This window comes from uncultured Gilliamella sp. (genome assembly GCA_945271295.1).
Lineage (GTDB): Bacteria > Pseudomonadota > Gammaproteobacteria > Enterobacterales > Orbaceae > Gilliamella.
The window spans coordinates 34,270-47,158 of sequence record CALYPG010000012.1 but is presented as its reverse complement, the minus strand read 5'-3'; the positions used below and the strand labels follow the sequence as shown (position 1 = coordinate 47,158).

The window sequence follows — 12,889 nt, the reverse complement described above, 5'->3', positions numbered from 1 at the left end:
ATATGAGCGCATGGTTGATCTATGCTTTACTATCGGCAATCACAGCTGCCTGCGTAGCAATTTTAGGTAAAATTGGTTTACAACATTTAGATGCCAATACAGCTACAGCGATTCGTTCTATTGTAATGGCAATTTTTTTAGTTGGTGTCGTTGTAGTTCAAGGTAAATTGAATTTAATTAATACCTTTCTAAATGATAAAAAAGCGTTATTTATAATTGCATTAAGTGGTATAGCTGGAGCACTTTCCTGGTTATTTTACTTTATGGCTATTAAAGAAGGTAAAGTGTCTCAGGTTGCACCCATTGACAAACTCAGTGTCGTATTTGCAGTTGTGTTTGCAGCTATTTTGTTTGGTGAGAAAATATCATTTCCTGCTGGAATTGGCGTTGCTATGATTGCCGGTGGCGCTATATTGGTGGCACTATTTTAATAGTGCATTAAATAGTTCAACCGTTACTTGCTCACCTTTACTAACGTTGCCGAGTTCTTGATCGAGTACAATAAAACAATTAGCATGATTGAATGATTGGGTGATGTGTGAACCTTGTTGACCTGTGGTGGTAACCTCTAGTTCGCCTTTATTGTTGGTTTGCAAAACACCACGTTGAAAATCTAATCGGCCAGGGCTTTTTTTGAGATCTGTTGCTGTATTAACTTTAAATGATAAGTTTGATAATGATGATTCAACGTTACCTGAGAGTGCTAGAATCAATGGTTGCACTAATTGATAAAAGGTAACTAAGGTTGACACAGGATTGCCAGGCAAACCACAAAATAATGCCTCCCCAATTTGACCAAATGCAAATGGTTTGCCCGGTTTCATGGCAATTTTCCAAAAATTAATCTGTCCAAGCTCTTCTAAAGCCGTTTTAGTATAATCTGCATCACCGACCGAAACTCCACCACTGGTTAGCACTAAATTAGCTTGTTTAGCTGCTGCCATTAACGCTTGTTTTATTTGCCTCGGATCATCAGGAATAATACCCAAATCGATAATTTCACAATTAAGTTGTGTCAGTAATAACTTTAAGGTGAATCGATTACTGTCATAAATCGCGCCAGAATAAGATAATGGTTGACCAATCGGGGTTAATTCATTACCCGTTGAAAAGAGGGCAACTTTCAACTTTTTGAATACAGTAAGTTGAGCAAGCCCTAAAGTCGCAAGCGTCGATAAAGTCGGAATTGTAAGGCGTTTACCTTTAGGAAACACTACGGTATTTTTTTTAACATCTTCCCCAATACGGCGAATGTTACTGCCAGCTTTAATGTCACTTAAAAAATGGATACCAGCATTGGTTATTTCGGTTTGTTCTTGCATCACAACTGCGTCTGCTTCATTGGGAACCGGGGCGCCAGTCATTATTCGCAAACACGTACCTGTTGGCCAATTGAGGTGGCTAATATCATCACCTGCAAAAATAGCACCAGCTAAGGGTAATATTTTAGATTTCTCAATATCAAACTCTCTGACGGCATAGCCATCCATTGCTGAATTATCGAAGCTTGGGACATTAATCGGGGAAATAATTGATTCAGCAGTAATTCGATCAAGTGCATCAATTAATGAGATTCTTTCGTTCGCCAATGGTATTGTCATTGATGCGGCTTGGAGTAATTTTTGTTTTGCCTGTTCAAAAGTGAGTAACATAAAATGTTCCTATTGCTGATCCTTATCCTTATCCTTATCCTTATCCATCTGTGAGTTGTAACTACTTGTAAAGAAGTTTCAGGTTAACTATATGTTTCAGTATAAAGATATGCCTGTATTTAAGTATTATGGGTATTGTTGAAAATTAATTGTCTGCCATTGATTATATATACGTCGCTCAGGAGCGACGTATATATGTGCACTACACATTAAATAAAAAGTTCATAATATCGCCATCTTGAACGACATAATCTTTGCCTTCAGAACGCATTTTACCGGCTTCTTTAGCTCCTTGCTCACCACCATATTTTATAAAATCATCAAAAGCTATCGTTTGCGCGCGGATAAATCCTTTTTCGAAATCAGTATGGATTTTCCCCGCTGCTTGTGGTGCGGTATCACCAACTGTAATAGTCCAAGCCCTAACTTCTTTAACGCCTGCGGTAAAATAAGTTTGCAGATTAAGTAAGCTATAACCAGCACGAATAACGCGGTTTAATCCTGGTTCGGTTAAGCCCAAGTCTTGCATAAACTCATCGCGATCATTGTCGTCTAGTTCGGCTAGTTCGGCTTCGATGGCGGCACACACAGGCACAACCACTGATTTTTCTTGTTCGGCAATTGCTTTCACTTTATCAAGATAGGGGTTGTTTTCAAATCCATCTTCATTAACATTGGCAATATACATAGTTGGTTTTAATGTTAAGAAACTAAGGTATTTAATTGCTTCTAGTTCTTCTTTGCTAAGATCTAATAACAATAATTTTTTGCCTTGTTCTAAATGCGGTAGGCATTTTTCTAGTATTTCTAATTCAAATTTGGCATCTTTATCGCCGCCTTTAGCTTTTTTTTGTACTCGATTGATCGCTCGCTCACAAGCTTCAAGATCAGCTAATGCAAGTTCAGTATTGATAATTTCAATATCTTCTGCCGGATCGATCTTACCCGCCACGTGAATAATATTATCATTTTCAAAGCAGCGAACAACATGACCTATAGCTTCAGTTTCGCGAATATTAGCTAAAAATTGATTGCCAAGTCCTTCACCTTTCGAGGCACCTTTAACTAATCCTGCAATATCAACAAATTCCATGGTAGTGGGTAAAATTCGTTGGGGTTTAACAATAACAGCAAGCTGATCTAAACGAGGATCTGGCATTGGTACCACACCGGTATTTGGTTCGATAGTGCAAAAAGGAAAGTTAGCCGCTTCGATTCCTGCTTTAGTTAGCGCATTAAACAGCGTTGATTTTCCAACATTTGGTAGTCCGACGATCCCACATTTAAATCCCATATTGTTTGTTACCTTTCTAATAAAATGTCATAAAAATAAAGGCTAATTATATACTAAATGATGATGTTTGTGCCAATGTTCTTATGGATGATTTTGCATTGACTTCAATGAAGATTCCAAGTTTACCATTTGATATTTGAGATAATATAAATAGGTGTGCGCCTCAGACTATCTAAATCAAAATAGTTAGATCATTTTTCTAAAGTTAAGCCAACTTGGTAAAGTTGATTCTTTTTAAGTCCATATATTTCGGCGGTGATTGCCGCTGCTTTTTTCAATGGTAACTCTTTTTGTAATAATTTAAGGGTATTAATCACATTTGGGGTAATCTCATTATCATTTTTGCTATGCCCCTCAACAATTAAAACAAATTCACCTTTTTGTCTGCAAACATCTTCATTTAGCCATTCAATAAGTTCTCCCACTCGATAACTCACAATGGTCTCCCAAGTTTTGGTCAGCTCTTTTGCTAGTACAATCGGTTTATCCACGCCAAAAATTGCTTGCATATCATTAAGCGTATCCATTAAACGATGTGTTGATTCATAAAATATCATGGTGCGCGTTTCATTAATCAAGGTTAATAAACTATCTTGACGCGCTTTACTTTTAGCGGGTAAAAATCCTTCATAACAAAATTTATCGGAAGGTAAACCTGCAACTGAAAGCGCGGTTATTGCTGCGCAGGCGCCGGGAATTGGTACTACTTTGATTTGATTGTCACGGCATGCTTTAACCAGATGATAACCAGGATCGTTAATTAACGGCGTTCCGGCATCGGAAATTAGTGCAATTGATAATCCTGCTTTAAGTTTGTCAATCAAAATCTGTGACTTTTCTTGTTCATTATGATCATGTAAGGCAAAGAGCTTAGCCTTAATACCTAAATGTTGTAATAATAAGCCACTATGGCGAGTGTCTTCAGCAGCTATAAGATCAACACGTTTAAGAACGTCAATTGCTCTTAAGGTGATGTCATCGAGGTTTCCGATTGGCGTGGCAACAATATATAGAGTCATTATTTCAAATCACATTAAATTATCATAGAATATACTATACTTAAGAATATTTTATTGTATATACTCACTCTATTCAAAATAAATGCTATTACCAATAGCAGATAAGATGTAAAAGTGTTTTTTAGAAAAATATTTACCTTTTTTTATTTCGTTAAGTTGCAATCAAATTGATTACTTCAAAATAATAATGAAAATTGCTACAAAAAGATATGTTCTTATTATTTTGTGATATAAAAGATGAAAATTTATCTAATGTTTTTTTCATTTAAAATGAGATAGAATGTGCAGTTAGGTCAATGTTTATTAACTAAAGGTGTTGCTTTGAAAAAAACGATAACATTAAGTTGCCTAAGTTTGATGATTGTTGCTTGTACTCAAACTAATCCGGCTCAAATTGAAGATATTTCTGATTCATCTAGCGGATCAATTTCGTCGGTTTATACTAAACCTCCTACTAATATTTCAACAAAAGGTACAATTAGTTCATATCCAAGTACATCTGCACCAACTTATTCAACGGCCGAAGTCAGTTCTTCACCAACTGATGGTATTGAAATAGCAAATAATGAACGTATAGTTTATAACCGTAATTATGATGAAATTCCTAAAGGTGGCTACCAAGGTGATACCTATACGGTTAAACGTGGTGATACGTTATTTTATATTGCTTGGGTAACCGGTAATGATTATCGTTCTTTAGCGGCTAAAAATAATATCAGTGAGCCGTATGCTGTAAGCGTTGGTCAAGTATTAGATGTGAGTGGGTATACAACTGTGATTGTGACTGAAAAAGTGTCTGCCGGACAAAATTCATCCAACAATTCAACATCAAATTCGGGAACGGCTAAGTCTAAAACTAAACCGGTTATGACCACAACAACAACGATAACCTCGACATCCAATAAATCTTTGTCATCACAAATAAAGCAAACAACCAAAACAGTGACCAACCCAGTAAGTAATAAAAACAATACATCAACCAAAAGTCCAAATGCAACCTCTAACGTTGCCAATATTACATGGCGCTGGCCTGCTAGAGGTAAAGTTATCGTAAAATATTCCAGTGCTAGCAAGGGTATTGATATAGCGAGCTCTTATGGTGATAAGGTCATGGCGGCAGCTGATGGACGAGTTGTATATTCAGGTAATGCCTTGCCCGGTTATGGTAATTTAATTATTATCAAACATAATGATGATTATTTAACTGCTTATGCACACAATCAATCAATTTTAGTCAAAGAACAACAATCTGTGCGAGCCGGTGAGCAAATTGCCACTATGGGTGCGACAGGTACTTCCTCGGTAAGATTGCATTTTGAAATTCGTTATCGAGCACAGTCAGTGGATCCATTAAATTACTTACCACTTGAATAAGTGTTTTGCCGCAAAGTAACTTGCGCAAAACAATAACAATGCACAAAATATTTTTCCCGTGCATTGTTATGAATACAAAATTCATTAATCAGTTTTATTCTACGTAACAAAGGAGTTATATTCATGGCAGTAAAAAAATTAGTTCTTATTCGACACGGAGAAAGTGTTTGGAATCAAGAAAATCGTTTTTGTGGTTGGACTGATGTCGATCTTTCTGACAAAGGTAATAAGGAAGCAGCAGAAGCGGGTAAATTACTTAAACAAGAAGGTTTTCAATTTGATTATGCCTATACCTCTGTTTTAAAACGAGCTATCCATACTTTATGGCATGTATTAGATGAAGTGGATCAAGCATGGTTGCCAGTTGAAAAATGCTGGAAATTAAATGAACGCCACTATGGTGCATTACAAGGTTTAAATAAAGCCGAAACTGCTGCTAAATATGGTGATGAACAAGTTAAATTATGGCGTCGTGGTTTTGCTATTACTCCTCCGGCATTAGAAAAATCAGATGAACGTTTCCCGGGTCATGATTCTCGTTATAGCAAATTACCAGAATCTGAATTACCATTAACTGAAAGTTTAGCATTAACCATCAAACGTGTACTTCCATACTGGGAATCAACCATTGCACCACGAGTTGCTAAAGGTGAACGAGTTATTATTGCTGCTCACGGTAACTCACTGCGTGCTTTAGTTAAACATTTAGATAATATCAGCGATGATGATATTATTGAATTAAATATACCTACTGGTGTGCCATTAGTATATGAATTTGATGATAACATGAAAGTGATCAAACACTATTACTTAGGTAACGCTGATGAAATTGCCGCTAAACAAGCAGCAGTAGCTAACCAAGGCAAAGCAAAATAATTACTTATTGGTTTATCTAAAAGGTAGGTTGTTAGACTTACCTTTTTTATTATCTGAATCCTATCATTTATTGTATTGACTTTATTTTTGAGAGCATTATTTTGTCTAAAATTTATTTTATTTACTCCGTGATGAATGCTGGAAAATCTACGGAACTATTACAAGTTGATCATAATTACTTAAGTAATAATATGCAGACGTTGTTACTTAAATCTTCTTTTGATACTCGTCATTCTGATATCGAAATCGTTTCTCGATTAGGGTTACGTAAAAAAGCCATGTTATTAGATGATGATAGTGTGGAGCAGATCATTGAGCATATCAGACAAAATAGTTATGCCTGTGTACTTATCGATGAAAGTCATTTTTTATCCGCAAATACCATATGGAAATTGTCAGATGCCTGTGATGAATATGGCGTGCCAATGATGTTTTTTGGTTTAAAAACGGATTATATGGGACATTTATTTGAAGGCTCTAAAGCATTATTAGAAATCGCTGATAATTTTAGGGAACTTAAAACTGTATGTTGGTGTGGCAAAAAGGCTACGATGAATCTATTGGAAGGTCAAGACGGTCAAATTATTAAATTTGGCAATCCTCTACGTCTGGGTGATAGTGAATTTCACTCAGTTTGTCGTAAACATTGGAAAATGGGACAGATTCAACCTAATTCTCAAAAATCTTCAACTAATTGATAGTTAATTAGTTAATTAAATTAATTTGGCATTATTATTCATACTTTATTTTAAAAGTGTGAATAAGCTCTCATTTTCAATTTTTTCTTTTGCTGATTGTATAATTTTATGTCATATTAACTGAAACGATTCAGTTTTATCAAATAACTTATAAGGAATGAATATGAAAATCAAAATTATTTCATTAGCCATAATATTTAGTTTGACCTCATATACAGCTAGTGCGAAAGAATTTGTATTAACTGATAACGATAAAGGTATTGATAAAGGTAACTGGTCTGTAACGAGTGAAAATTTAGGTATCACAGGTGAAAAATTCACTATACAAAATACCGTTCTTAAAGGGGGGAAACAAGATGGCTCTCAACTTCTGACCATTACCAGTGATAAATTAACCATCAAATTAATTCCTACCCGTGGATTAGGTATTTTATCTGTCGTTGGTGATGGAGTCCGTATGGGTTGGGATTCGCCAGTGAATGAAGTTGTAAATCCTAAATTTATAAATTTAGAAAGCCGAGGTGGTATTGGTTGGCTAGATGGTTTTAATGAAATGATGGTGCGTTGTGGTTTTGAATGGACAGGGCATGCAGTACAAGCGGATGGCATGATGTATACTTTGCATGGGCGAGCTGAAAATACACCTGTATCAAAATTAATTGTCGATGTGGCAGATAAAGTCCCTCACATTATTACTGTAAAAGGTTTAATTAAAGAAAATACATTCAAAAAAAGTAATTTAGAAACATGGGTATCATTAAGTTACATTCCAGGTACCAAAGATTTCACTGTGCAGGATATAGTCAGTAATAAAGGTGATTATACACGTGATTATCAGATTATTTATCACAGTAACTTTGGTACTCCAATTTTGGAAGAAGGCGCTAAATTTGTTGCCCCTGTTAAAGAAATTTCACCGTTTAACGATTATGCTAAAGGTGGATTAAAAACATGGCAAACTTACTTAGGTCCTACTAAAGACTTTGATGAAATGGTATTTAATGTTTATCCATTTGCTGATGCAAACGGCAATACTCAAGTGATGGTAACTAACCAAGCGGGTGATAAAGCTGCGGGCATAGCGTTTAATATTAAAGAGCTGCCTGTGTTGTCATTGTGGAAAAATACTGATACGCTCAAACAAGGTTATGTAACCGGTTTAGAACCAGGAACAAGTTTTGCTTATCCTGTCACAATTGAACGTGAACAAAAACGCGTACGTCAATTAGAACCGGGGCAAAGCACAGCCTTCACACTGACATATAGTTTATTATCTGGTAAGGAAGCTGTAGCTAAATATGCAGATAAAATCAAAACTATTCAAGGAAATCAAACAACGAATGTGATCGAAGAACCGATGGCTAAAGAATAAGTTATGTTATTACAGCTAACATCCATGTTAGCTGTAATCTTTTTTCTTTTGACAATCATTTACGCCTTATTTTCATAAAAATATTGAGCTTTTATGACTTAAGCTCAGTAAACTCATACTAATTTTCTCATCTCATTTATGTTTGAATCTAGTTTATTAGCCTATACTTGCTTGAAAGCTAAGGGTGATATCGGTATGATTAAATCAATTTGTTTATTCAGTAACAAATCAAAATTGATTTTTGATTGTGATTTTTAGTTGATTTGAAACAAAAATTCAAATAAGTACATTTTAATAAAGTCGATAATACCAGACGTAATTTTGTCTGACTGCAAATAACCATAGGAATTAACATGGCTGTGCAACGATTAGTGATTGGAATTAGTGGTGCAACGGGTTTTGCTTATGGCATTAAAGCCTTAGAACTGTTACAACCTTTAGATATTGAAACCCATTTAGTGATTTCAAAAGCAGCACATTTAACACGATCATACGAAATGCCACATATGAGTTTAGCGCAAATTAAAGAACTAGCTAGTAAAGTGTATTCAATTGATAATATTGGTGAAGCTATTGCCAGTGGTTCATTTAAAACCATGGGTATGTTAGTTGCACCTTGCTCAATGCAATCATTAGCGGCGATTGCCAATGGTTTATCCGATAACCTATTAACTCGCGCTGCAGATGTAGTGTTAAAGGAGCGGCGGCGATTGGTTTTAATGGTGCGAGAAACGCCATTACATTTAGGTCACATTAAAAATATGGAGGCAGTGACATTAATGGGAGGGATCATCTTTCCACCTGTACCGGCGCTCTATCAACATATTGAAACTATTGATGACATGATCACACATAGTGTAGCAAGGGCATTAGATCTATTTGATATTGATATTCCTTCACTACCACGTTGGGGTGAAGATATGCATTTGCATACTAAACCAGCTAATTAAGTTCATATATAGATATGCAATTAAATCCTAAAATCATCAAATTTATCAAACAACAGCATGTACTTTCACTGAGTGTATTATTACCTAATAACCTGCCTTGGGCGTGTAATGCTTTTTATGTATTTGACCAGGATTTACTTTGTTTATATATTCTCTCCGAACTAAAAACCACGCATGCAAAAGCGATGCAAAAGAACCCAATGATAGCTGGTACAATTAGCTTCACGCCCAAAACCGTAGCTCAAATTCAAGGGATTCAATTTCAAGCTGTAGCGAGTCAACTGACCGATCAACCTGCTCAATTAGCTTATCAACTTTATTATCAAGCTTTTCCATTTGCTAGAATTATCAAAGCGCCCATTTGGTCGTTACAGTTACAACAGATCAAAATGACTAACAATGTAATCGGTTTTGCCCATAAAACACATTGGTCACGAGAGTCTGTTTGAATCATACAATAAAATTGATGTGAATTGCTTACTTTTATGGAAGATTTAACGATGACGGGCTTAACAATTGATTATATTTTATAGTTTATTTTATTCATCCCATCTTAAACATGGGATGATAGATTAAGTTGTTTTATTGAATTGAGATTAGCATAAATCCACGAAATAGTTGATAATCCGATTATCATCACTGAGTTCAGGGTGGAAGGAACAAACTAAAATGTTATCTTGTTGTGCCATAACACAATGGCCATTGACAAAGGCTAGTTGTTTAACCTGATCACCCGCTTTGGCAATATAGGGTGCACGAATAAAAATAGCCGGAATGTGCTTACCGATTGTTGCAATATCTAAGCTTGTTTCAAAGCTATTAATTTGCCGTCCAAAACCATTACGCTCGACACAAATATCGATTAGTTTGAGTTGTTCTACTTCATTTTGGGAAGTAGAACAACCACAAAGTACTAATCCGGCGCAGGTACCTAAAATACCTTTACCTTGGTGCGCCATTTGTTTGATAGCGGTAGCTAGATTATTTTGGTTAATTAAGCGACTGATGGCAGTTGATTCACCACCAGGAATCACTAAACCATCTAAATCAGCTAATTGCACCGCATCTTTAACTGCGATGGCTTGCACATTATCAATATTTGTTAGTGCGTTAAGGTGTTCACTTACCGCACCTTGCAAATTTAAAACCCCTATTTTTTTTAGGGCTTTTTGCTTGGATAATTGTGCCATTACCAACCTCGATCTTGCATTCTTTCCGATGCAGCTAATTGGCTAATTTCAATCCCTTTCATGGCATCACCTAATCCTTTTGAAAGCTCCGCTAAACGAGGATAATCGTCAAAATAGGTGGTGGCTTGTACAATAGCTTTGGCAAATTTTTCCGGATGTTGCGATTTAAAAATACCCGAACCAACAAACACGCCATCGGCACCAAGTTGCATCATCAATGCGGCATCGGCTGGAGTCGCCACACCACCAGCAGCAAAGTTTACAACGGGTAATTTACCTAATTGTTTGACTTGTAGTACTAATTCGTATGGGGCGCCAATTTCTTTAGCTAGGGTCATCAGTTCATCTTTAGATTTACTTGTCACCAAACGGATTTGTTCATTCACTTTTCGCATATGGCGCACCGCTTCAACAATGTTGCCGGTGCCGGGTTCACCTTTAGTTCGTAACATGGATGCACCTTCGCCGATACGGCGCAAAGCTTCACCCAAATCACGACAACCACAAACAAAAGGCACCACGAATTCATTTTTTAGCAAATGGTATTGATCATCAGCAGGTGTTAATACTTCACTTTCATCAATATAGTCAACTCCCATAGCTTCTAAAATACGCGCTTCGACGATATGCCCAATCCTAGCTTTGGCCATTACCGGAATAGTAACTGCTTGCATGACTTGTTCGACAATTGTCGGGTCAGCCATTCTGGCAACGCCACCAACAGCACGAATATCGGAAGGAACGCGTTCTAATGCCATCACGGCAACCGCGCCAGCTTGTTCGGCAATTTTAGCTTGCTCGGCATTAATAACATCCATAATAACGCCGCCTTTTTGCATTTGTGCCATGCCGCGTTTAACGGTTTGAGAACCTATAATTTGGTTCATTTTTACTCCTAATTAATTATTGTTAGTGTTTCGGGATCTATTATTCAAAAATAAAATACAGTAATAAACAGCCAATTGGACTATAATAAAACCATCCAATTTTATATGGTTGTAAAGATGTTTCAGGAAAGGCATACTTTTCAGTATAAAAAGATGTAATTATTATGTGGGATAAACAAAAATTAATAACATTTGATGGTGCCCTTTATGAGAAATTAACCTCATTGGTTGAACATTATATTGAGCAAGGCTTGTTAATTTCTGGCGAACGTTTGCCGTCAGAACGTGAATTGGCCAAAAATTTACACATCAACCGTTCGACTGTGGTTCATGCTCTGGATATATTAACTGAACGTGGCATATTACTGCGGCGAGCAGGTAGTGGCACCTTTGTTAATGATAAAAAATGGGGTGTTCAAGCAAGCTCTACTATCAACTGGCGTTTACCTGTTCATTTTTATCAAAATAAGCAATCAATTTACCAGCAAAAAGCAGAACAACTGCGTAAGCAAAATACCGCTATTTGTGATCTGGCTAATGGTGATTTACCGACAATCATGATACCTAAATTACAGTTGCCTAATGTCTCATCACACGAACTTGTTATGTATGAAAAAAATAGCGATAAACTACAATTAGGCTTACCAGCACTCAAACAACAAATTGTTGATTATATGCAAAATAGCTTCAATATGGTGGTGGATGAAGCTGAAATTCTAATTACTTCTGGCACGCAACAATCTTTATTTTTGATTACGCAAGCTTTGCTCAAACCTGGTGATGCAATAGGTATTGAATCACCATCATATTTTTATTCGTTGCCTTTATTTCAAGCTGCTGGCTTACGGCTGTATGGTATTGAATGTGATGAACAAGGGATTACTTTAGCTAGCTTACAAACTACGCTACTACAACACAAAATTAAATGGCTATTTTTAAATCCTATTTTTCAAAATCCAACCGGTTTGGTAATGAGTGATGCACGCAAACAAGCTGTCTTGGCCTTTTGCCGTTCACACTGTATTGGTATTGTCGAGGATGATGCTTATAGTGGTTTAGCATTCAATGATAATTTAGCCATCACTCCCATCAAGAAATTTGATCTAAATAATCAAGTAATCTATTTAGGATCACTTTCTAAATATATTGGTCGTAATATCCGTATAGGTTGGATGATTGCTCCACGTAATATTATTGAAAATTTGGCTAAAATACGCCAGCATATCGATTCGGGGTTAAGTATTTTGCCGCAATTATTAGCACAACAATATTTACAAAATCACTATATTAGCCATCAACAATCATTGCGGCATCAATTGCAACTCAAAGCGCAGCAATTAATGAATTGGCTTAATCATTATTTTAATAATGAAATAACTTATCAAAATCCTTTAGGAGGCTTTCATTTATATGCGCACTTACTTGTAAGTAGTGCCCAGCAAGAAACAACATTATTAAATCAGCTTCTTACCAACAATATCATTGTATCGCAAGGTATAGACTTTGGTGACAAGCTGGGAATGATACGCTTAAGTTATGGACATTTTGATCAGAATCTGCTTTCATAGCTTAGATTA

The 12,889-nt window shown here is 36.1% G+C and carries 13 protein-coding genes; 8 read left to right on the top strand and 5 right to left on the bottom strand.

Annotated features, from left to right (window positions below; all coding sequences use genetic code 11):
- Positions 1-2 precede the first annotated feature (2 nt).
- Positions 3-431, top strand: a complete 429-nt coding sequence (locus Q0K76_RS07760; protein ID WP_294613897.1) for an EamA family transporter — start codon at positions 3-5, stop codon at positions 429-431.
- On the opposite strand, the gene moeA is transcribed toward Q0K76_RS07760, so the two are convergent.
- The 3 genes from moeA to rsmI form a co-directional block, all read right to left on the bottom strand.
- Entirely contained in the window at positions 423-1,652 is a 1,230-nt protein-coding gene (gene moeA / locus Q0K76_RS07755; RefSeq protein ID WP_294613895.1) for a molybdopterin molybdotransferase MoeA, read from the bottom strand. The genes Q0K76_RS07760 and moeA overlap by 9 nt on opposite strands.
- Positions 1,653-1,854: 202 nt before the next feature.
- On the bottom strand, positions 1,855-2,946 hold the full coding sequence (gene ychF / locus Q0K76_RS07750) for a redox-regulated ATPase YchF (RefSeq protein ID WP_294613893.1): 1,092 nt from the start codon (positions 2,944-2,946) through the stop codon (positions 1,855-1,857).
- 191 nt (positions 2,947-3,137) lie between these two features.
- Positions 3,138-3,965 carry a 16S rRNA (cytidine(1402)-2'-O)-methyltransferase gene (gene rsmI, locus Q0K76_RS07745; protein ID WP_294613890.1) on the bottom strand — a complete coding sequence of 276 codons (828 nt, stop codon included), beginning with the start codon at positions 3,963-3,965 and terminating at the stop codon, positions 3,138-3,140.
- Between the two features lie 282 nt (positions 3,966-4,247).
- On the opposite strand from rsmI, the gene nlpD reads away from it, so the two are divergent.
- The 6 genes from nlpD to Q0K76_RS07715 all read left to right on the top strand — a co-directional run bounded on the left by nlpD (position 4,248) and on the right by Q0K76_RS07715 (position 9,684).
- Positions 4,248-5,339 (top strand): murein hydrolase activator NlpD, encoded by a 1,092-nt coding sequence (gene nlpD, locus Q0K76_RS07740; protein ID WP_294613887.1) that lies wholly within the window; start codon positions 4,248-4,250, stop codon positions 5,337-5,339.
- A gap of 123 nt (positions 5,340-5,462) precedes the next feature.
- A complete protein-coding gene (gene gpmA, locus Q0K76_RS07735) occupies positions 5,463-6,215 on the top strand; it encodes a 2,3-diphosphoglycerate-dependent phosphoglycerate mutase (RefSeq protein WP_294613884.1) in 753 nt (250 codons plus the stop codon).
- 101 nt (positions 6,216-6,316) lie between these two features.
- Positions 6,317-6,913 (top strand): thymidine kinase, encoded by a 597-nt coding sequence (locus Q0K76_RS07730; RefSeq protein ID WP_294613881.1) that lies wholly within the window; start codon positions 6,317-6,319, stop codon positions 6,911-6,913.
- Positions 6,914-7,076: 163 nt separating this feature from the next.
- On the top strand, positions 7,077-8,285 hold the full coding sequence (locus Q0K76_RS07725) for an aldose 1-epimerase family protein (RefSeq protein WP_294613878.1): 1,209 nt from the start codon (positions 7,077-7,079) through the stop codon (positions 8,283-8,285).
- Between the two features lie 353 nt (positions 8,286-8,638).
- The gene (locus Q0K76_RS07720) at positions 8,639-9,235 is read left to right on the top strand and encodes a UbiX family flavin prenyltransferase (RefSeq protein ID WP_294613875.1); all 597 of its coding nucleotides are present in this window, start codon (positions 8,639-8,641) and stop codon (positions 9,233-9,235) included.
- 14 nt (positions 9,236-9,249) lie between these two features.
- The gene (locus tag Q0K76_RS07715) at positions 9,250-9,684 is read left to right on the top strand and encodes a hypothetical protein (RefSeq protein WP_294613872.1); all 435 of its coding nucleotides are present in this window, start codon (positions 9,250-9,252) and stop codon (positions 9,682-9,684) included.
- 147 nt (positions 9,685-9,831) lie between these two features.
- On the opposite strand, the gene pdxT is transcribed toward Q0K76_RS07715, so the two are convergent.
- Positions 9,832-10,425 carry a pyridoxal 5'-phosphate synthase glutaminase subunit PdxT gene (gene pdxT, locus Q0K76_RS07710; protein ID WP_294613869.1) on the bottom strand — a complete coding sequence of 198 codons (594 nt, stop codon included), beginning with the start codon at positions 10,423-10,425 and terminating at the stop codon, positions 9,832-9,834.
- Positions 10,425-11,312, bottom strand: coding sequence for a pyridoxal 5'-phosphate synthase lyase subunit PdxS (gene pdxS, locus Q0K76_RS07705; RefSeq protein ID WP_294613866.1), 888 nt, complete (start codon positions 11,310-11,312; stop codon positions 10,425-10,427). The genes pdxT and pdxS overlap by 1 nt, the downstream gene beginning before the upstream one ends.
- Positions 11,313-11,476: 164 nt before the next feature.
- On the opposite strand from pdxS, the gene Q0K76_RS07700 reads away from it, so the two are divergent.
- The gene (locus Q0K76_RS07700; RefSeq protein WP_294613863.1) at positions 11,477-12,880 is read left to right on the top strand and encodes a PLP-dependent aminotransferase family protein; all 1,404 of its coding nucleotides are present in this window, start codon (positions 11,477-11,479) and stop codon (positions 12,878-12,880) included.
- The last annotated feature ends 9 nt before the right edge of the window (positions 12,881-12,889 follow it).